At 71.1% G+C, this 20413-nt stretch carries 17 protein-coding genes; 3 read left to right on the forward strand and 14 right to left on the reverse strand.

Features of this window, described 5'->3' with window-relative positions; all coding sequences use genetic code 11:
- The first annotated feature begins 148 nt into the window (after positions 1-148).
- The gene (locus ACTVZO_RS16965) at positions 149-415 is read left to right on the forward strand and encodes a hypothetical protein (protein WP_443299181.1); all 267 of its coding nucleotides are present in this window, start codon (positions 149-151) and stop codon (positions 413-415) included.
- Positions 416-709: 294 nt separating this feature from the next.
- Positions 710-1402 carry a response regulator gene (locus ACTVZO_RS16970; protein WP_443299182.1) on the forward strand — a complete coding sequence of 231 codons (693 nt, stop codon included), beginning with the start codon at positions 710-712 and terminating at the stop codon, positions 1400-1402.
- A gap of 283 nt (positions 1403-1685) precedes the next feature.
- Here the strand turns inward: ACTVZO_RS16970 and ACTVZO_RS16975 are convergent, their stop codons facing one another.
- The 13 genes from ACTVZO_RS16975 to ACTVZO_RS17035 all read right to left on the reverse strand — a co-directional run bounded on the left by ACTVZO_RS16975 (position 1686) and on the right by ACTVZO_RS17035 (position 18008).
- Positions 1686-2519 carry an alpha/beta fold hydrolase gene (locus ACTVZO_RS16975; RefSeq protein WP_443299183.1) on the reverse strand — a complete coding sequence of 278 codons (834 nt, stop codon included), beginning with the start codon at positions 2517-2519 and terminating at the stop codon, positions 1686-1688.
- Between the two features lie 742 nt (positions 2520-3261).
- A complete protein-coding gene (locus tag ACTVZO_RS16980; RefSeq protein ID WP_443299184.1) occupies positions 3262-3762 on the reverse strand; it encodes a hypothetical protein in 501 nt (166 codons plus the stop codon).
- Between the two features lie 50 nt (positions 3763-3812).
- On the reverse strand, positions 3813-6110 hold the full coding sequence (locus ACTVZO_RS16985; RefSeq protein WP_443299185.1) for a hypothetical protein: 2298 nt from the start codon (positions 6108-6110) through the stop codon (positions 3813-3815).
- Between the two features lie 8 nt (positions 6111-6118).
- Positions 6119-6544 (reverse strand): hypothetical protein, encoded by a 426-nt coding sequence (locus ACTVZO_RS16990; RefSeq protein WP_443299186.1) that lies wholly within the window; start codon positions 6542-6544, stop codon positions 6119-6121.
- A 47-nt stretch (positions 6545-6591) separates the two neighbouring features.
- Positions 6592-7743 (reverse strand): type VII secretion-associated serine protease mycosin, encoded by a 1152-nt coding sequence (gene mycP, locus ACTVZO_RS16995; RefSeq protein WP_443299187.1) that lies wholly within the window; start codon positions 7741-7743, stop codon positions 6592-6594.
- A gap of 48 nt (positions 7744-7791) precedes the next feature.
- Positions 7792-9186, reverse strand: coding sequence for a WXG100 family type VII secretion target (locus ACTVZO_RS17000; protein WP_443299188.1), 1395 nt, complete (start codon positions 9184-9186; stop codon positions 7792-7794).
- A complete protein-coding gene (locus ACTVZO_RS17005) occupies positions 9186-9689 on the reverse strand; it encodes a hypothetical protein (protein ID WP_443299189.1) in 504 nt (167 codons plus the stop codon). Before ACTVZO_RS17005 ends, ACTVZO_RS17000 begins: the two co-directional genes overlap by 1 nt.
- 134 nt (positions 9690-9823) lie before the next feature.
- Positions 9824-12172 (reverse strand): xanthine dehydrogenase family protein molybdopterin-binding subunit, encoded by a 2349-nt coding sequence (locus ACTVZO_RS17010; protein WP_443299190.1) that lies wholly within the window; start codon positions 12170-12172, stop codon positions 9824-9826.
- Positions 12169-14115: a (2Fe-2S)-binding protein gene (locus tag ACTVZO_RS17015; RefSeq protein WP_443299191.1), complete on the reverse strand. Its 1947-nt coding sequence runs from the start codon at positions 14113-14115 to the stop codon at positions 12169-12171. Before ACTVZO_RS17015 ends, ACTVZO_RS17010 begins: the two co-directional genes overlap by 4 nt.
- Complete coding sequence (locus ACTVZO_RS17020) at positions 14112-14984, reverse strand: FAD binding domain-containing protein (RefSeq protein WP_384217481.1); 873 nt, start codon at positions 14982-14984, stop codon at positions 14112-14114. Before ACTVZO_RS17020 ends, ACTVZO_RS17015 begins: the two co-directional genes overlap by 4 nt.
- 257 nt (positions 14985-15241) lie before the next feature.
- A complete protein-coding gene (locus ACTVZO_RS17025; RefSeq protein ID WP_443299192.1) occupies positions 15242-16987 on the reverse strand; it encodes a beta-N-acetylhexosaminidase in 1746 nt (581 codons plus the stop codon).
- 146 nt (positions 16988-17133) lie between these two features.
- Entirely contained in the window at positions 17134-17418 is a 285-nt protein-coding gene (locus ACTVZO_RS17030) for a DUF3039 domain-containing protein (protein WP_030010729.1), read from the reverse strand.
- 29 nt (positions 17419-17447) lie between these two features.
- Positions 17448-18008 (reverse strand): YqgE/AlgH family protein, encoded by a 561-nt coding sequence (locus tag ACTVZO_RS17035; protein WP_384217476.1) that lies wholly within the window; start codon positions 18006-18008, stop codon positions 17448-17450.
- A gap of 263 nt (positions 18009-18271) precedes the next feature.
- Between ACTVZO_RS17035 and murA the strand changes: the two genes are divergently transcribed.
- Positions 18272-19618 (forward strand): UDP-N-acetylglucosamine 1-carboxyvinyltransferase, encoded by a 1347-nt coding sequence (gene murA / locus ACTVZO_RS17040; RefSeq protein WP_443299193.1) that lies wholly within the window; start codon positions 18272-18274, stop codon positions 19616-19618.
- A 278-nt stretch (positions 19619-19896) separates the two neighbouring features.
- On the opposite strand, the gene ACTVZO_RS17045 is transcribed toward murA, so the two are convergent.
- The gene (locus ACTVZO_RS17045) at positions 19897-20178 is read right to left on the reverse strand and encodes an HU family DNA-binding protein (RefSeq protein WP_007264399.1); all 282 of its coding nucleotides are present in this window, start codon (positions 20176-20178) and stop codon (positions 19897-19899) included.
- Positions 20179-20413: the final 235 nt, after the last annotated feature.

Below are 20413 nucleotides of genomic sequence, written 5' to 3' on the forward strand. Positions count from 1 at the left end.
CCCCGGCTCACATGCCCCGTGTACCCTCCTGAACGGCTCCGAACGGACGGGCGCGCGCCGCTGGACCAACCAGCGAAACGATCTACCGATCGATCAAGGTAGGGCAGCGCGGCGGCGCACCGCGACCCTGCGTTCAAACAGTCCCGAGATGGTCGCCCAGGAGCTGTGGGCGATGCTCTGCGTCTACCAGGCAGTACGCCACCTGGCCACCACCAGCGCCGCCGGGCAGGGCATCCCACCCACGCGGATCAGCTTCAAACACACCCTGCACGCCGCCCAACGCACCGACGGGGCGGACTTTCCCCCTCGGCGCCTGACCGCCAAGATACGTGGCATCGGCCCCGACGAAGCGACGTTGGGTCATAGCCGGAGGCCGATGGTAACACCCAGCGCTGTCCGCGTCCTGGCACCGTGAACTCCGGTAAACATGCTCAGAATTGACTCAAGTCCGTTGCCTGCTTGGAACCTCGACGGGCAACATTCGTTCACATCTGCCGACCTGGTATGACAACGGCTTCACTTGGCGCCTCCCCGGATGCACGCGTACTCATCCCACCTCCTGCTCGACTTTGGGAACCTCCAGAGATGGGATCGATACGCGCGTGGGCCCGGCAGTGCCACGTGGCCACCCCAATGCGAACAAGCGGGTCCACTTCGTCCGTCACCTGGCCGGCAACTCGGCACGAAACAGTGCCACCTCAACAGCCCATTGAGGCGAGTTCCTCCCTTTTGGAGCCACCCCATCCACCCCTCCCCCCAGACCCCTGCCAGGATCCGCGTCCTGATCGCGGACGACCACCCCGTCTACCGCAGCGGGCTCCGGAGCATTCTGGCCGGTGACTACTCCTCCTTCGAGGTGGTGGGGGAATACCAGGACGGGCAAGCCGCCCTTTCCGCCATCCGCGAGGTCAAGCCGGACGTAGCCGTTCTCGACTACCGGATGCCGCTGCTCAACGGCATCCAAGTGGCTCGGGCTCTGTCAGGAAGAAACTCGCCCACCAAAATACTCATCCTCTCCGCGTTTACGGAGGCCGCCATCGTCTACAAGGCCCTGCAGGAAGGCGCTTCCGGCTACCTCACGAAAACAGCCGAGGCGGACGAGATCGCCCGGGCAGTCATGGCCTGCGCCCGAGGCGAGACTGTCCTGCCCTCCCAACTGACATCCGCTCTCGTATCCGAGATACGCATCAGGGCCGAGGCGCGCCGCCCACACTTGTCCGATCGGGAAATCCAGATACTGGAAATGCTGGCGGCAGGCATGTCCACCCCCGAGATGGCACGCACCATGTTCCTCGCACCTTCAACGGTCAAATCTAACGTGCAGAACGTCTTGGGCAAACTCGGGGTCTCCGGCCGTTCCGCGGCCGTCGCCGAAGCCATGAGACGTGGAATCCTCACCTGACCTCGATCCCGCAGCAGGGTTGGGCCGCTTGGCGTGGCTATGCCAAGCTTAGTTCCCTGCTGCCAGACTTGTGGACCGGAGGCTAGCGTTCCGAAGGGAGAGGCGAGTGAGGACGGTTGGACGCCCTCACAGACCATTCTTCACCCCCTTCCACACCGCCTGATGGCCGATGTCCGGTGGATCGCACCGACGACATGCCTAGTCCATGCGGGCAGGAAGCGCCCCCAGTCGAAAGGGTCCGCCGGAGAGAACCCCGGCGGACCGTCACGTAGATCGCGGCCGGCTAGCGGCCGGGCTGAGATTCGATGGTCCTGGTGGCCTTGAGGATCACCTGAGTCACCGCATCGGGGCGGGAAACCGCGACAGCATGAGCGGCCTTCACCTCAGTGGTCTGGGACTTGGCCCTCTGGGCCATGAAACGTTGGGCAGCGGGAGGGATCGCCTTGTCCTCGTTGGCGACGAGGTACCAGGAGGGGATGTCCCGCCAGGCAGCGTCAGTGCTCGGTTCGCCCAGGCTCGACGCTTCGACTGGCCGCTGGGTCGCTGCCATGACGTCGGTCTGGACAGCGGGAAGGTCACCCGCAAAGGCTTCGCGGAATTTGTCGGGCTTGATGTAGAGATCCGTTCCGGCACCCCCGTTGGCGTTCGTGTAGGGAAGGGTGGTGGTGGCGTTGGGAAGCTCACTTCCGGGAAATGCGCCGAGGATGTCGTTCGCGCTTTCTCCCTTGTCCGGAGCGATCGCAGCAACGTAGACCAGGCCCTTCACCTGCGCTGCACCAGCAGCGGCATTGCTGATCACCTCACCGCCGTACGAGTGACCGACCAGGACGACCGGGCCGTCAATCCCCCGGAGAACACTCGCAAGGTACGCAGAATCCTGCGCCAGGCCGCGCAGGGGGTTAGCAGGCGCGATCACGGTATAGCCATTCCCCTGAAGCTGCTGAACCACGCGGCTCCAGCTCGAGGAATCCGCGAAGGCCCCGTGCACAAGCACCACCGTGGGCTTGACGGCTGCCACCCTCTCCGGACCCTTCGGTGCCGCCGATCCGGCAGGAGCCCCCATGGCCGCGATGACAACAGCCGCCCCGAGGGAGGTGACTATTCGATTGACTCGCATATCAATATCTCCTCACAAGATCCGTTGCGGCACATCGTGTCGGAGAACATGCCGCCCGACATCCCCCATTGGTGCTACTCAAAGAGAGTAGGCATAAGGACAAAAATGCGCCCTACTTGCAGGATGCAGCCAAAGAAGCCATGCACATTCAAGACAAAATCAAGGACTACTGGCGAATATCCCACTGGTCGCATTTTCGTGCGCGTATGTGGTGATTTACCTAGATTTCGCCAGCCCCGCTTGTCTGACTCTCGCAACGGATACGACCTCGACACTCGCATCCTTGCAGGCCAGCGGCACCTTTCTGCTTCCGGACACCCAATTCCACTGGACATCCGGGGTTGGTGGCTGCCGGGCCTCCGCGGCAGCAGTGCTGCGGCGGAGGCGAATATCGTGCCATTCGTGGCGCCCCAACCAATGAGCCTCAGGTCAGCGAGCTGCCAGGTGCTCCGGAGCGCTTGGAGTCACCTGTCCCAGAACTGCTTGGGTTCCACCCACCGTCTCAGTTTCCGTCTCGTTCGTCCTCGTGCGCGGTCATCCAAGGCCGTTCATGCAGCTCTGGTGATCACTGGTCGCGTACGGGATTGAACGTCCTTGAACACGCCCGGATCGCGGTCTGCCTGACGTGGACAAACCTGCAAAGCGAGCTACGCCGGTTCGATTCCGGTCACGGCTTCCACAAGGCCGCTCAGAACCCCTCCTGAGCGGCCTTCGCCGTGCCGGGCCACCGGCGCGCACCCCACTAGGCCTCACACCCGGTCTGCTGCTTGGCGGCTGCCAGGTACTTCGTCATGAGCGTGGTGAACAGGGATCGCGATGTGCCGGGCTTCATGTGCTCTACCGAACCCCCGATCGTCAGCAGAAGCTCGAAGGAATCCACGGGGCCCTTGCAGGTGAGCGCGACGCGGGCACCTGTGTTCCACACGATCCCCTTGTCTCCGAGCGGCAGTGGATCCGCCGGGGGCTGGTTCGGGTCGGTGGGCGGCCAGGTGAAGTGCTGGCCCAGTGGTTGGCGCGTGGCCGATACGAGGAACCGTCCCTGGCCGTCGACATCCACGTTGCAGGTCGCCGAGCGGCGCTCCGCTGACAGTTTGACGTCGGCCGGTGAGGTTTCGTTCACCTTCTTGCCGGGCCCCATCAGAGGCTCGAGATCGGATGGCGTGAAGATGCCGAAGCAGGTGCGCTCCGACAACCGTGGGGCCGCACCCTTCTCCGCGTCCGTACAGCCGGTCAGCGCGACCACGGCGGTCAGGCTGCTGACGGCGAGCACTATGGAGGCACGAGCCGCGCACATCAGGAACCGCCGTTGGACGTGACGACCTGGCCTCGGCCGACCGCATGCGCGTTCGCCGTCTCTGTCGAAGCCACGCCCGCGAGGGCGTCGATGGTCCGCTGGCTCATGCCCGTTCCCTCGACCGCCTTGCGGACCGATTGCGCCGCGGACTCGCCGGCCTCCGTCTGCGCGTTCGTATAGTCGAGCACCGCCTTGTGGTCGGCCTCGCCGGTCTTCTCCGCCTGGTCCTTCTTGGCGCGCTCCACGACACCCTCCGTGATGTCCTCCTGGAGCCACTCCACGACGTCCCCGGCGAGCGGCACCATCTCCACGTATTTACCACCGGCCGCACTGATCCCGCGGTTGATCCACTTGGCGTTCTCCTCGACGCCCTTGACGTACTCCTCCGCCTTGTGTCCGTTCTCTGCGAACGAACCCTCGGCCCGAGCCTCGGACAGGATGCCGGCGATCTGGCCACCGGGGTGCACGACACTCTTGATCGCCGCGTCCAGGTCCTCGTACTCGGTCCGGTGCACGACGACGTCGTTGACGAGAGTGGTCGTGAACGCCCGCTGGGAGTTGGTCATGGCACCGTACGCGTCCGGGTCCTGGCCCACCGCTCCGATGAAGGCGGCCATGTCGGCCTTGTGGAACTCGGCCATCACTCCGTTGGCCTTGATCATCCGGCTGCCGTTCTCCGCCGAGGCCTGCAGGTCCGGCATGTATTCGGCCGCCATCTGGCCGAAGTGCCCTGACAGCCCCTTCAGCGGCCCGTCCGGCTCCCCCGGCTTCGCGGCCACCAGTTCCGGCTTGTCACCGATCTTCTCGACGACGCGTTCCATGACCGCCTTCATGCCCTCGGTGTGCGGCACCGGCTTCGCGTCCTCGTCGCCCGCCGCGCGGCCGCTCACCGCCGTCTCCAGGGCGGCCCCGAGGGCCGCCTGGGCCGGGCCCGCCTCGCCGTAGGGGTGGTCCGCGGTCCGGTCGAAGGCGTCGGCCCACGACTCCTTGTCGAGCATGTAGTCGACCATCCCGCGCGCCTTGCCGTGCCGGCCGTCCACGACCTTGTCGGCCGAGGTGACGATGCCGTCGCCGTTGCTGTCCTGGCGGACCGGCTCGTTGAAGAAGGCCGTCGCCGCGTCCGGGTTGTGGGACATCGCGTCCATCAGCCCCGTCAGCGGGTAGAAGCCCCGGCTGCCGTCCTGGCCCTGGCTGAGCACCGTCTTCGGGTCGTACGGAGACCCATGCTCCCAGGCCTTCGGGTTCTCGCGGTCGAACGCCACCATGTCGCGCCCGACCGAGGTCAGGAAGTCCTTGTCGTACTTGCCCTCGTGGAGCAGCGCGCCCAGCGCCTGGTAGCCGTAGATCCTGCTCGTCAGATCGCCGGTGACCTGCATCTCCTTGCGGCCGGCCTTCAGCAGGCCGGCGGTCCACGCCGCGTCCAGGCGATTCGGGACGTCCTTCTGCGTCGCCAGCCCCAGCATCGCGCCCATGTCGCTCTGGATGTTGGCGACCATCAGCTGCCGGTCCCTGGCCGCCGGTCCGAGGCCGGTCGCGTCCAGGGACATCCTGGCGTACGCCTCGAGGGTGCCCTCGGGGCCAACGGAACGGTAGAAGTCCGTCGCGAACTCCGGATCCGCGCGGTTGTCGTCGAGCAGGTCCTCCAGCTCACGCAGCGCCTCGACGTTGCGGGCCGTACCTCCCTCCCCGGTGACCTTCTTCATCAGTTCGGCGGCGCGGGAGACCTGTTCCGCGTCCAGGGTGCTGAACTTCGGTCCGTTGAAGTTGTGCTCGTCGCTCACGTTCGCCTGAAGCGCGCGCACGAGCGAGTCGTCGGCGTCCGCGGCGTCCTCGACCGCCCGGTTGATCCGGGCCTGCCAGGCATCGCGGTTCGTACGGAGGCTCTGCTGGTAGTCGGGGTCGTGGCGCGCCGCGTTGCGCTCCCCCTCGGTGGCCAGCGGAACGGCCGTGACCCGGCCGGTCGCGTCCACCTGGAATCCGGCGGCCGGCGCCTCCGCGGCGATCTTCTTCAACTGCTCCTGCGCGGCCTTGAAGGTGGTGTGCGCGTCGGCCAGGAGCGAGTGAACGCCCTTGGCCTCCTTCGCGGCGTCATCGAACTCCTTGGCCGTCTTGGCGACGAACTCCCGCCCCACGCCGGCGGTGACCCCGCTCCACTCGGCCTTGTCGGCCTTCGTCTTCATGCCGTTGCGGGCCGCCTCGGCGAGTTCGTCCAGCTTGCCGACCATCGCCTTCCAGTCGGCGACCGCTGTCTGGAGCTTGTCCAGCGGGGCGTTCATCACGTTCTCGTACGTCAGCATGCGGGCGCCTACTTGAGGTATGAGTTGAGCGCGGACGTGGTGAAGTCGGCGCGGAGTTGTTCCTCGTCCTTGGCGTGGGAGGAGAGCGAGTAGTTCAGCCCGTTGGAGATGTTCGCGCAGGCGGCCACGAGGGTCTTCACCTGGCTCTCCCAGACGGTGCTCGCCTTGCTCAGTGCCGCCCCGCTCGCGAAGTTCTCCTTCGTGAGCGCGCCAGCCGCCTCGGCGGTGGAGGTCGCGGCGTGCTTGCCGTCCGTCTGCAGCCGGGAGTGGAGCTTGTACGCCTCGGAGCCGATGGCTCCGATGTGGTCCTGGTTCAGATCGAGGCCGCCGCCACCGCCGCCGCCACCCGGATCGACCGGGACCTGGTTGAGCCGCATGGAGACATTGGCGGCGGCCGTGGCGCGCGCCGCCGACCATTCCTCGTCGAACGACATCGCGTGAACTCCCTCGTCAGGTCGGGTCAGCGGTCAGCGGTCAGCGGTCAGCGGTTACGGCGTACGGCGACGGCCGTGACGGCCCCGCCGATCAGCAGGCAGGCTCCCAGCCCGATTCCGATCCAGGGAAGGAGGCCGCCCTCCTCCTTCTCCTCGGCTTGGGCCCCCGGCTGCGCCGAAGCCGCCGAGTCGGGAGCCTTGCCGTCCGCGGAGGCCGAGGGCGCGTTGGCAGCCGCCTCGGCAGCCGCCAGGTCGGGCAGCGGGAACTCGTTCGCCGGGCCGGGGTCGCCGGGGGTGGGCACGGCGACCCGCGGACGGACGACGCCGTAGCCGACGAAGTCGTTGCGCTGGGAGCCGTCGACGGGCTTGCCGGCGGTGTTCAGGAGAACGCGGAGCACTTGGTTGTTGGTCCAGTCGGGGTGCGCGGACCAGAGGAGGGCGGCGGAGGCGGAGGCTAGGGCGGTCGCGTCACTCGTGCCGTGACTCGTGCAGAGACCCGTCTTACCGGCGCAGCCCGTGACGATGTCGACGCCCGGGGCTGCCATGTCGATGAATGAGCCCTGCTGTGACTCCTTGGTCGGCTCCCCATTGGGGTCCACTGCCCCGACGCCCACCACCCCGGGGGTCGCAGCCGGATACTTGACCGTCCGGTTGCCGTCATTCCCGGCTCCAGCAAAGATCAGCTTCCCCTTGGAGAGGGCGTACTCCACCGCCTCGCTACGCGCCTTGTCATCCTTCGGCGTCCCGTCAATGGCCAGCGAAATGTTGATGATCTTGGCGTCCGAGTCTGCTGCATAGCGAATGGCCTCGACCCAGGACGGGGTCGCCATCTGCATGTCGTGGGGCACTCGGATCGGAAGAATCCTGGCACCAGGTGCAAGCCCGAAGGCGCCATCACCGCTCGGGTGCTTGCCTGTTCCCGCAATGATCGCAGCCATGGTGGTGCCATGACTGCTGACGTCCGTGCGCTCGTCGCCCCTCGTGCTTTCCGGTTCGAAGTCCTTACCGGGGAGCACTTGCCCTTCGAGTTCCGGGATGCGGTCGATGCCGCTGTCGATCACGGCGACGGTGACCCCTTTGCCCGTACTGATCTTCCAGATGTCGTCGGCCTTCATGGCGTCGAGATGCCACTGCTGCGATCGAATCGTCTCCGCGTGGGCCGGGGTCGCGGCGACCCCGGCCAGCAGCAGACCCACCACGGCCGAGGTCGTCTTACGCATGCGCATCCCGTACAACGTCCGTTCTGCTCAGTCGATCACCGGCGGAACAACACGACGGTTGCCCTGCCAGGTCTCTTCGTCCTCGGCGAGGTAGTCGGGGCGTTCACCCCTCTGGTCATCGCGACGCCTGCCCGGCGTAGGGGCACCCGCCCCAATGCCGCCGGTGGCATTCCGTACGAGCCCCGAGCCGCCCTGAGTGAAGGGGGTCGCCCGACCGCCCGCCGCAGGCTGACGCCCGCCGACGATACCTCCCGGCTCCGTGGCCAGTCGGCGGCCCCCGACGGGTCCGCCCGCACCGGCATGGGCACCGCCCAGGCCGCCGCCCATCATGCCGTTCACCGGGCGTCCGGCATGGCCGGCTTCCGTACCGATGACCGTGCCGCGGGGGATGCCTGCGCCGGGGCCTGGGGAGGTCACCGGGCGGCCGCCCATGATGCCGGTGTCACGCGGGGGCAGGCCGAGCTTGCCCAGAGGCCCGCTCGTACCGGAGCCGGGCCCGATCGGGCCGACGGGGCCGATGCCGGGGATCGTCTTCATCCCACCCACCGGAGGCAGGGGCACAGGAGGGACGATGCCCACGGGAGCGGGACCCGTGGGCCCCGTGGGCAGCGGACTGACAGGTGGAGTCGTCATGGGAGGCGCAGTTGGGGGCGGGAGCGTCGCTACGGTGTCGAGGTCCACGTCCACCTCACGGTCGGGGGGCACCGGAGCCGGCGCCGTCGGGGTGACGTCCTGCTTGGGCGGGTGCCCGGGTACCCAGCCCGGTTCGTTCGTAGAACCACTGGCACCGGGTGCCGACGATGCAGAAGTCGAGCTTCCCGAGTAGCTCCCCGGCCCGGAGCCGCCGAAGCGCTCCCTGTCCACCTCGGAGGCCACATGAGGCGGAATGAACACCCCCGGCGGCTTGGGAAAGGTCGGAACCTCCGCCTTGTCCAGCTCCGCCTTCGACAACGCATACGACTGCGACAGCTTCGTCAGCGCGTCCACGGCCCGCCCGTGGTCCCCGCTCAGCTTCGACCAAGCCTCCTGGCCCAGTTGCTTCGCGTCCGGGTCGTTGTGGTGCTTCCGGGAGATCTCGAGGTTTTCCTTGAGAGCGGCCTCCGCCCCCGCGTCGTACGGGGGCATGTGGATCTCGGACATGGTCTGGGCCGCGAGCGTCATCCAGTGGCCGCCCGTGGAGCTGAAGTCGGCCAGGACCAGGGTTGCGCTGCCCGCGCGGTTGACCCACTCCTGGAACTCCGTCGCGGCTTCGCCCTCCCAGCCCTTGACCTTGTGGTCCTTGAGCTTCTGGCCGATCTCCTTGATGGTCTTCGCGGCCTCCGTGAGCTGCGTACCGCGCTGCGACACCGTCTTGGGGTCCAGCGAGGCGACCATCGCGGCCAGTTGCGCGTGCGAGTATCCCTCGAAGTTCGTCGCCGCCATCAGATCCGACCGCCCCGACTCGTGTCGCCGTTCGCACCCGGGTCGTTCGCCGGCGGCGCAGTCTCCGCGTACGGGTCGCGCTTCGGGTCGTAGTTCTCCTGGGCTTCCTTCGCGATGGCCGCCATGCGCCGCTTGGTCTCCTCGTCCACGTCGCCGAAGCCCTTGCCCGCCGTCAGGATCGCGATGCCCAGGGCCTCGATCTGCCCCGCCAGTCCCTTCGACAGCGTCTGCAGCTCCGTGTGGACCTTGTCGTACGACGTGTGGAGGGCCTCGGCCTCCGGGAAGCCCTTGCCCAGTGCGCCCGCCGGGAGCGTGCCGTGGGCCAGCTTGCCGTGGTCGGCCTGGGAGTCCTCCAGTGACGTCAGGAGGCCGTCCACCAGGCCCTTGTACTCCTTCATCGTGTCGTACTCGACCGACAGCGCCGCCGCCTGCGCCATGATCGCGTCGGCCAGTCCGGGCGTCAGATCCTGCCCCAACAGGCCCGGCTCGCTCTCCACTGCCACGATGGCCTCCCCGCTCCCCGTCCCCGTTCGCACACGCGGTTCGCACGCGCGCGTACGCAATCTCACGGGTCACTGTAGCGACCGGCACCCACAGCCCCAACTCCCAGGTTGCAGGTGCAATGCGGGTCACACGGTCAGGAGTTGGGTGCGGCGACCGCCGCCGACGGCCGGATCGGGAGCCTGTTGACCGGGCGGCCGGTGGCGGCCCGGACCGCCGAGGCCACCGCCGCGGGCGCCGTCACCACGGGGATCGCGCTCGCCGCCTTCGCGCCGAACGGAGCCACCACGTCCCGTTCCTCGACCAGTTTGACGATGCGGACCACGGGGGCGTCCAGCGACGTCGGCAGGGCGTAGCCGGTCAGGTCGGGGTGGCGGACCAGGCCCGAGACCGTGCGGAGGTTCTCGGTCAGCGCCGCGCCCACGCCCTGGGTGACGCCCGCCTCGATACGGGCCTCCAGCTGGCGGGGGTTGAGGATCCGGCCGACGTCCTGCGCCACCGCGAGCTCCACGACCCGTACCGAACCCAGCTCGATGTCCACGTCCACCACCGCGCGGATCGCGCAGAAGGCGAGGCCGACGAAGGCGTCGCCCTGGCCGTCCGCGTCCAGGGGCTCCGTCGGGTGGGGGCGGCACTGGGCCGTCGCCCAGAGCTCCTTGCCCTCTATGGCCTCGGCGACCGTCGTGGAGAACGCGCCGTCGTACGACGTGATCCGGCCGTCCGCGATCTGGAGGAGCTCCGTGGACATGCCCAGCTTGTGGGCCATCGGCTGGAGGAGCTGGGTGCGCACCATCTTCGCCGCGCGTTCCACCGCGCCGCCCGACACCCACGTGTGGCGGCCGTGCGCCGACGGGCCGGCCGGCGGCTGGTCGGTGTCGACCGGAGCCATCGCGACCTCGTCGACGCCCAGTACCTCCTGGACGATCTGGCGGGCCAGCGTGGCGAAGCCCTGGCCGGTGTCGACCGCCGCGCAGATGACCGTCGCCGTGCCGCCCACCACCTTCACGGTGGCCGTGGAGACCTCGTCGGTGCCCTCCGCGCCCAGCATGTGCACCATGCCGACGCCGTAGCCGACCCCGCGCCGCACCGCGCCCGGCTCGCCCGCGCCCTCCGGGCCGCCCGGCAGCAGCCACTCGTCCTCGGGGGTGTCCTTCGGAAGGGCGGGCAGCTCGAAGTCACGGACCGCGCGCAGCAGTTCGGCCACCGGCGCCGGGCAGGTCACCGTCTGGCCGGTGGGGAGCAGGTCGCCCGTCGCCAGGACGTTGCGCAGCCGCAGCTCCGCGCCGTCGATACCGAGGGCGGCCGCGAGCTTGTCCATCTGGCCCTCGTACGCGGCGCACACCTGCATCGCGCCCTCGCCGCGGACGTGGCCGGAGGGGGGGTTGTTGGTGCGGACCGCCCAGCCTTCCACGAAGGCGTGCGGGACGACGTACGGGCCGCAGGCGAAGGCCACCGCCGCCGCGAGGGACTCGGCGGAGGAGTCGGCGTACGCGCCCGCGTCCATCAGGATCTGGGCCTCGACCTTGACCAGCCGGCCCTCCGCGTCCGCGTGGTGGCGGTAGCGCAGCAGCGTGGGGTGGCGGTGGGTGTGGCCGAGGAAGGACTCCTCGCGGGTGGCCGCCAGCTTGACCGGGCAGCCGGTGCGCAGGGCGAGCAGGCCGAGGGGGAGCTGGAAGGCCGCGTCCTCGCGGTCGGCCGTCGCGCCGGGCACGCCGGTGACGACGACGCGTACGCGGTCCGGTTCCAGGCCGAAGCAGGCGGCGGCCAGGTCGCGGTCGGTGTGCGGGTCGGTGGAGGCGGTGTACAGCTCCACGCCGCCGTCGGGGCGGGGCACGGCGAGCCCGGCCTCGGCGCCGATGGGGGCGGGATCCTGCCGGCCGATCCGGTACAGGCCCTCGACGACGACCTCGCCGGTGGCCTCCGGGTCGCCGTAGCGGAGCGGGATGTGCCGGATCAGGTTGCCGTCGGGGTGCAGGGCGGGGGCGCCGAAGGCCTGCTCGGGGTCGGTGACCGGGTCGAGGAGCTCGTACTCGACGGCGATCGCGGCGGCGGCGAGCCGGGCGGTGTCCGGGTGGTCGGCGGCGACGGCGGCGATCGGCTCGCCGTGGTGGCGGACGACGTCGTGCGCGAAGACCGGCCGGTCGGCGATGCGGCGGCCGTGCGTGGTGGCGCCGGGTACGTCGGCGTGGGTGACGACGGCGCGCACGCCGGGCATCTCGGCGGCGGCCGAGGTGTCGATGGAGAGGATCCGGGCGTGGGCGTGCGGGGAGCGCAGCACGGCGGCCCACAGGAGGCCCTCGGCCCACAGGTCGGCGGCGTAGGGGAAGGTGCCCTCGCTCTTGGCGCGGGTGTCGGCGGCCGGGACGGACGCACCGATTCCGCTCGGTACCCGCTGCTCGGCGGCCGCGGCCCCGTCCTCCGCCCCGAGGGCGGTGACCGTGGTGTTCACCGTTGTCGTCGCCGTCGCCGCGTCCTGCCCGCTCACGCCGTGCCTCCGTGGTGGATGCCGCCCTCGCCGGGCGCTGCCTGGTGCGGGATGCGGGCCTCCGGCGCGGCCGGAGCCGAACCCGAGCCCTGACCGTGGCCCTGACCGTGGCCCTGGCCGTGGCCCTGGCCGTGCCCGTGGCCCTGGGCCCCCTCGGCCGCCGCCGCCTCGCGTCCGGCCACGACGTCGCGCACGGCGTCGATGACCCCCGCGTACCCGGAGCAGCGGCAGAGGTTGCCGCACAGGGCCTGACGCGTCTCGAGCTCGCTGGGGGCGTGGTTGCCCTCCAGCAGGTCGTGGATGGTCATCGCCATGCCGGGCACGCAGAACCCGCACTGCACCGCACCCGACCTGCACAACGCTTGCTGTACGTCCGAGAGTTCCCCGTCCGTCGCGAGACCCTCGACGGTGCGGACCTCGCTCCCGGCGGCCGTCGCGGCCGGGACCAGGCAGGAGGCGACGAGCCGGCCGTCGACCTGCACGGCGCAGGCGCCGCACTCGCCCCGCGAGCAGCCGTCCTTGGCGCCGGCGAGGCCGAGCCGCTCGCGCAGCACGTAGAGCAGCGACTCGCCGATCCAGGCACCGGTCACGGGCCGGTCGGCGCCGTTGACGCGCAGGACGTAGGAGGCCTGCGGGTGCTCGTGGTGGGCGACGGCCTCGGCTGCCGCCGTTTCTTCTCCGTACGTCGGCACCTCGGTCGGGAAACCTTCGGCGGTGTCCTCGGCCGGGGGTGCCACAGCGATGTCGGCGGTGTCCCCGGTCGGCGTGGACCCGGCCGGAATCCCGGCCGGTCCGGGGACGACCCCGGCGAACCCGTGCCCGTCCGTACCCCCGGGCTCCGCAGACGCCTCCGCAGACGGCTCCGCCTGGGGCTCCGCCGCAGCCTCCGCGACCGGCTCCGCCCCGGGCTCCGGCTCGGCCTCCTCGCCCTGCTGCCGGTGCTCGAACCCCGGCTGCGCGGTCTCCGCCTCGGCCCTCACTCCGCCGAACAGGTCCAGCCCGCCGGGCGCGACCGGGTGCGGCCGCTCCTCCTCGAGCGGTACGGCCGCCGGACCGTGAGCGGCCTCGATGTCGTGCGGGGCCGGGTGCACCGGCTCGGCCGCCTCCGGGATCGGCGTGCCCACGCCGGGGCCGCCCAGCACGCGCGGCCCGCGCCGCGGCGCGGAGCCGACGCCGGGCCCGCCCGGCATCCGCAGCGCGGCGGCCGCCGAGGCCACGGCCTCGTCGGTTCCCGGCAGCGTCCCGGGCTGGTGCTGCTGATGATGATGATGCTGCGGCCCGGGCTGCGGCTCCGGCTGCTGGGCCGCGTAGTCGGGGTGCTCGGCCCACGGCGCCGCGGCGCCGCCCGGCAGCGTGGCCGGGGCCTGGCTCCAGTCGGCGGCCCACTGGCCGGTCGACGAGGAGTCGTCCGCGAACCGCCACTCGGCCGTCGCCCCCGGATCCGGATCCTGCCGCGACGGGGAGTGCGGCTGCGGGAACAGCGGTTCCGCCTGCGCCTCCGGCTCAGGCTCCGCCTCGGCGAACGCCGCGGCCACCGACGCCGGAATCGGGATCGACGCCGGGATCGGCCCGCGGACCGGGGCCGGGACGGGGGCGGGGGCCGGGGCAGGGGCGGGGGCCGGGGCAGGGGCGGGGGCCGGGGCAGGGGCGGCGGCCGGCGCCGACGCGCCCGCCTCCGGCCACTGCACCGGAAGCGTCCACGTACCGGTGGCCGACGGATCCGTGCTGGCCGAGCCGAGCGGCACGATCATCGGCGGCGGCACGTAACCGTGGCCGGGCGCGGCGAGCGGCTCGCCGGTCCCCAGCGCGTCCAGCATGTCCTGCGGCAGCTTCACGAAGGCCGTCGCGTCGGAGTCGTACTCGCCGCCCTGCGGCACCGGCTCCCAGCCCCAGCTCGCCGTTCCGTTCCCCTGCGTCACGTTCTCGTTCTCGTTCCCGCTCATGAGCTCAGCGCCCTCCCCAGCGCCCTGCGCGCCAGCACGGCCACCGTCCGCCGCAGATGCAGTACACCGGGGGCGACCGGCTCCCCCTGGTCGGGCACGCAGGCGGCCGCGACGTACTCGCCGAAGGCCTCCAGCGCCTCGGGGGCCAGGTGCCGCTCCCCGTCCCAGTCGATCAGCGAGGCCACCCACTGCTCGGCCTCCAGCGGGCGCAGCGGCATCGGGGCGACCGCCCCGATCGCGCAGCGCACGCCCCGGCGCGCGGGATCCAGCACCAGTCCCACGGACGCCACCGCGCGCCCCGGCCCCGTACGGCCCGTGGCCTTGAGGAACACCTGCGGCGCGTGGAGCAGCGGTACCCGGACGAAGCCGATGAGCTCGCCGGGCCGCAGCATCTCGCGGCCGGCCAGCAGGTGCGACACGGGGATCTCGCGCGATCCGGCCGGGCCGACGATGACGAGTACGGCCTCCAGCGCGGCCAGTACGGGCAGGGCGTCGCCCGTGGGCGCGGCGGAGGCGATGTTGCCGCCGAGGGTGCCGGCGTTGCGGATCTGCGGGGGCCCGGCGGCGCGGGCGGCGGCCGCCAGCGCGGGGATCAGAGCGGCGAAATCCGGCCGTCCCATCCGCGCGTGGGTGAGTCCCGCGCCGAGCAGCGCGTGCCCGTCCTGGTACTGCCAGCCGCGGATCTCGTTGATCCGCCCCAGGCCCACCAGCGCGGCGGGCCGCAGCTGCCCGGCGTTGACGGCGGCCATGAGGTCGGTGCCGCCCGCGACGGGCACGGCGGCGGGCATGGCGGTGAGAGCCGCCACGGCCTCGTCGAGCGAGGCCGGCAGCGTCACGGACTGCGCCGCCTGCGGTGCGTGCGTGGTCAACCCAGCTGCCCCTTCCCGATGTCCCCGGTCCCGGCGCTCGCGCCTGTCCGCCGTACGGTACGTCCTCACCGCCGGGAGGTGGCAACTCTGGCACATCTTGCCGCGCGCACGGCGCGAGGGTCGGGCCCGGCGCTCCTGCACCCGCGGCCCGCTCCGGGCGCCCCGGGCCCGCCGCCGCCGGGAACCGGGCACCACCGGCCCAACGTCCGTTTTTCCCCGTATCACCAGGAATCCAGCCAGAGTTCCGGTTCTCGTTGTCACACGTTCGGGGGCGCTCCCTCCTTCGGCCGCCCGAGCACCCCGGGGCGCCGCTGCCACGGCAGCGGGCCCCCCGGTGGCCGGTAACCGACCCCGAGGGCGTCCAGTCGCGCGTAGTGGGCCGTCATCCGCCCCTCGAAGCAGGCGAAGTCCCGTTCCTCCGGGGCGGGCTGGCGGGACCACACCACTTCGGCGAAGGCCGCAAGCCGCGGGAACACCTGGTAGTCGACGCGGCCCTGGTCCTCCACCACCTCGGTCCACATGTTGGCCTGGGCGCCGAGCACATGGGCGGCCGCCTCGGGCGAAAGCTTCGGCGGAACCGGCTCGAACCGGTAGACGTCCTCGAGCGTGCGCACGTACGCGATGGGCACCGGCTCGTCGGGGCCGCCCGCCTGGCGGTAGTCCAGGTAGACGTGCTGCTCGGGGCACATCACCACGTCGTGCCCGGCCTCCGCGGCGGCGATCCCGCCCTCGTACCCGCGCCACGAGGAGACGGCCGCGCCGGGCGCGAGGCCGCCCTCGAGGATCTCGTCCCATCCGATCAGCCGCCGCCCGCGCTCGGCGAGCCAGGCGTCGAAGTGCCGGATGAACCAGGACTGGAGCCCGTCCTCGCCGTCGACCCCCAGCTCCCGGATCCGCTCCTGCGCCGCCGCCGAGGCCTTCCACTGCGCCTTGGGGCACTCGTCGCCGCCCACGTGCACGAAGGGCGAGACCTCGGCGGGGAACAGCTCCAGCAACTCCTCGAAGACGCCCTCGTAGAACCGCAGGACGGCCTCGGTCGGCGCGAGCACGTTCTCGTTGACGCCCCAGTCGTCCCACACCTCCAGCGCCGCGGTGTCGACCACGTCGGTGTTGCCCAGTTCGGGGTACGCGGCGATCGCGGCCTGCGAGTGGCCCGGTACGTCGATCTCCGGGACCACCCGGACGTGCCGTTCGGCGGCGTACGCGACGATCTCGCGGATGTCGTCCTGCGTGTAGTAGCCGCCGTGCGGGGTCTCGTTCCACAGCGGGGAGGCGCGGTGGCCCCACCGGCTGCGCGCCCGCCACGCGCCGACCTCGGTGAGCCTCGGGTGGCGCTTGATCTCGACCCGCCAGCCCTGATCGTCCGTCAGGTGCAGGTGCAGCACGTTGAGCTTGTGCGCGGCGAGCAGGTCGATGTACCGGAGCACCCCGTCCTTGGGCATGAAGTGCCGGGCCACGTCGAGCATCAGCCCCCGCCATCCGAAGCGGGGCGCGTCCGTGATCCGTACGTACGGCAGGCTCCAGGTGCGACCGGGCAGCGGGGCCTTGCGGTGGGCTTCGGGCCCCAGCAGCTGACGCAGCGTCTGGACGCCCCAGAACAGCCCGGCCTCGCTCGCACCGGTCAGCTCGACGCCGCTCCCGTCGACGGTGAGGGCGTACGCCTCGGACGCCGCACCCGGGCCCTGCCCCGGCCCCTGCCCCGGCCCCTGCCCGAGCCCCTCCCCGGCCGCCGGGTCGATCCGGAGCCGTATCGCGACGGCTGCACCGCCCGGCCCGACGGGGTCCGCCCCGTCCGCGGGCGCCCCGGCCGCGGGCGCCCCGGCCGCGGGCGCCCCGGCCGCGGGCGCCAGGCTCCAGCCCGTGGCCCCGCCCAGTTCCCGGCGCAGCCACCGGGCGGCGCCCTCCGTGCCGGGCCCGGCGGCGAGCACCGGATCGGGCCCGAACTCGAAACGGAGCCCGCCCTCGTGGAAGTCGGCGAGCCGGGGTGCGGGAATCAGGTCCATGCGTCAGCCCTTCGCAGCAGCCTGTTGCACTCCACGCAACGCCCGTTCCGCAGAGTGCTCGTCGCGCCGACCCTAGTACGCGAAAGGCCCCCGGGGTACGCCGATGCGCACGCCGGGGGCCTTGGCCCTGCCGCCGAGGGGCCGGACTACTTGTCCTTGCCGCCCTTGTCCTTGTCCCCGCCGGGGCCCATGGACTCGTAGATCTCCTTGCACATGGGACAGACCGGGTACTTCTTCGGGTCCCGGCCCGGCACCCAGACCTTGCCGCAGAGAGCGACGACGGGGGTCCCGTCGAGCGCGCTCGCCATGATCTTGTCCTTCTGGACGTAGTGGGCGAAGCGCTCGTGGTCGCCGTCGCCGTGGGACACCTGCGGCGTCGGCTCTACGAGGGTCCCCGTACCAGTCCCGCGCTCGGGCTCAAGAGTGCTCATAAAAACCAGGGTACTGAACGCCGCGGGGGTCAGTTGAGCGACGGGTCGTCCGGATAGGTGGCGACCATCGCGAGCTCACTGCGCTGGCGGCGCAGGACCGCCCGCCAGAGCCGCTCGGGGTCGGGGAAGGACACGTCACCGGGCTCGGACTCCACGACGTACCAGGCGCCGTCGCCGACCTCGTCCTCCAGCTGGCCCGGGCCCCAGCCCGAGTAGCCGGCGAAGATCCGCAGCGAGCCGAGCGCCGCGGCCAGCAGTTCGGGCGGCGCCTCCAGGTCGACCAGCCCGATCGCCCCGTGCACCCGGCGCCAGCCGAGCGGGCCCTCCTCGCCCGGGATGACCGCCACCCCCAGGGCCGAGTCCAGGGCGACGGGACCGCCCTGGAAGACCACGCCGGGATCGCCGGCCAGCGGGGCCCAGGGCAGCAGGACGTCGCCGACGCCCACCGGGGTCGGCCGGTTCAGGACCACGCCGAGGGAGCCCTGCTCGTCGTGGTCGAGCAGCAGCACCACCGCGCGGTCGAAATTCGGGTCCGCGAGGGCTGGGGTGGCCACGAGCAGCCGCCCTGTGAGGGAGGACACCTCGGTCATGCCGCCATGATCCCGCACATTCGCCCGTTGCGGGGACCGGCCGGAGAGATCGGATCTCCCGCAGCTCAGGGCGCACGGCAGCAGGGGGGAGGGCGCGCGGGCGGCGCGAGCGGAAGGCGACGCTCCGCCATGTGGTGGGTACGGAGGGTGTTGTACCGAATTCATGACAGTCCTACGGCCGCGTCAGCCATACAAACAAAGGGGTGGTGGCCCTTACTCTTTTCACTGGCCCCCTGCCCACCCCACTCCGGAACGCGAGATTCATGACCGGCACAGTCAGTGACGATGTACTGCTTGTCCACGGCGGCACCCCGCTCGAGGGCGAGATCCGTGTCCGCGGTGCGAAGAACCTCGTGCCCAAGGCCATGGTCGCCGCTCTGCTCGGCAGCGAACCCAGCCGGCTGCGCAACGTCCCCGACATCCGTGACGTCCGGGTCGTGCGCGGGCTGCTCCAGCTGCACGGGGTGACGGTCCGTCCCGGCGAGGAGCCGGGCGAGCTGGTGCTCGACCCGACCCACGTCGAGAGCGCGAACGTCGCCGACATCGACGCCCACGCGGGCTCGTCGCGCATCCCGATCCTGTTCTGCGGCCCCCTGCTGCACCGCCTCGGCCACGCCTTCATCCCGGGCCTCGGCGGCTGCGACATCGGCGGCCGGCCGATCGACTTCCACTTCGACGTGCTCCGCCAGTTCGGCGCGACCATCGAGAAGCGCGAGGGCGGCCAGTACCTGGAGGCCCCCCAGCGCCTGCGCGGCTGCAAGATCCGCCTGCCCTACCCGTCGGTCGGCTCGACCGAGCAGGTGCTGCTGACGGCCGTCCTGGCCGAGGGCGTCACCGAGCTCAGCAACGCCGCCGTGGAGCCCGAGATCGAGGACCTCATCTGCGTACTGCAGAAGATGGGCGCGATCATCTCCATGGACACCGACCGGACCATCCGGATCACCGGTGTCGACCGCCTCGGCGGCTACAACCACAAGGCGCTCCCGGACCGCCTGGAGGCCGCCTCCTGGGCTTCCGCGGCCCTGGCGACCGGCGGCAACATCTACGTGCGCGGCGCCCAGCAGCGCTCGATGATGACCTTCCTGAACACCTTCCGCCGGGTCGGCGGGGCGTTCGAGATCGACGACAACGGCATCCGCTTCTGGCACCCGGGCGGCCCGCTCAACGCCATCGCGCTGGAGACGGACGTCCACCCCGGCTTCCAGACCGACTGGCAGCAGCCGCTCGTGGTGGCCCTGACCCAGGCCACGGGCCTCTCGATCGTCCACGAGACGGTCTACGAGTCCCGGCTCGGGTTCACCTCGGCGCTCAACCAGATGGGTGCCCACATCCAGCTGTACCGCGAGTGCCTGGGCGGCTCGGCCTGCCGCTTCGGCCAGCGCAACTTCCTGCACTCGGCGGTCGTCTCCGGCCCCACCAAGCTGCAGGGCGCCGACCTGGTCATCCCCGACCTGCGCGGCGGGTTCTCGTACCTGATCGCGGCGCTCGCGGCCGAGGGCACCTCGCGGGTCCACGGCATCGACCTGATCAACCGCGGCTACGAGAACTTCATGGAGAAGCTCGTGGAGCTCGGCGCGAAGGTCGAGCTGCCGGGCGGCGACCTCGTCTGAGCCGCATGCCGGCCCGCGGCGGCGCCCGCCGGGGCCGTCGGACCGTCAGAAAGCCCCCCGGAGGCCCCGCAAGGGCCCCGGGGGGCTTTCTCATGGCCCCTCAGACGCCCGTCAGGCGCCCGTCAGGCGTTCCCCGGGCCCCCGCTCGGACCCCGGAACGGCCGGGCCCGGCGCAGGCCCGGCACGGCCGAAGGGCGGCCACCCCGTCCGGGGTGGCCGCCCTTCGGCGTACTGCTGCCGTTCCAAAGGCCTGTGCGGCCTCCGGCGCCGGGGCAGGACTACTTGCCCTTGGCGGCTTCCTTGAGCTTGGAGCCCGCGGAGACCTTCACGCTGTAGCCGGCCGGGATCTGGATGGGGTCGCCAGTCTGCGGGTTGCGCGCGGTGCGAGCGGCACGGTGGGTGCGCTCGAAGGTCAGGAAGCCGGGGATGGTGACCTTCTCGTCGCCCTTGGCGACGATCTCGCCGACGGTCTCGGCGAGCGCGGCCAGAACGGCGTCGGCGTCCTTGCGGGTCACCTCGGCGCGCTCGGACAGAGCGGCCACCAGCTCACTGCGGTTCATGTTGTACTCCCGTGTTCAACTTGCCTTAGAGGCGTGAGATCGAAGCCGATGCTGCCAGGGCCCTAGGACAGTCCCCGGACCCGGGTCTGAACGTCAGACCCTCTCGCCCGGTTACGCATCCTGCCCCCACCAGCGGCGGGAAAGCCAATCCGGCACCCGCTGGGGTCACACGAAAAGCGCCACAGTCACGCCGCGGTGACGCTCCGTCCACGCCCTCGCCCATACGCAGCTGCGC

It is taken from the genome of Streptomyces sp. IBSNAI002 (assembly GCF_052244475.1).
GTDB lineage: Bacteria > Actinomycetota > Actinomycetes > Streptomycetales > Streptomycetaceae > Streptomyces.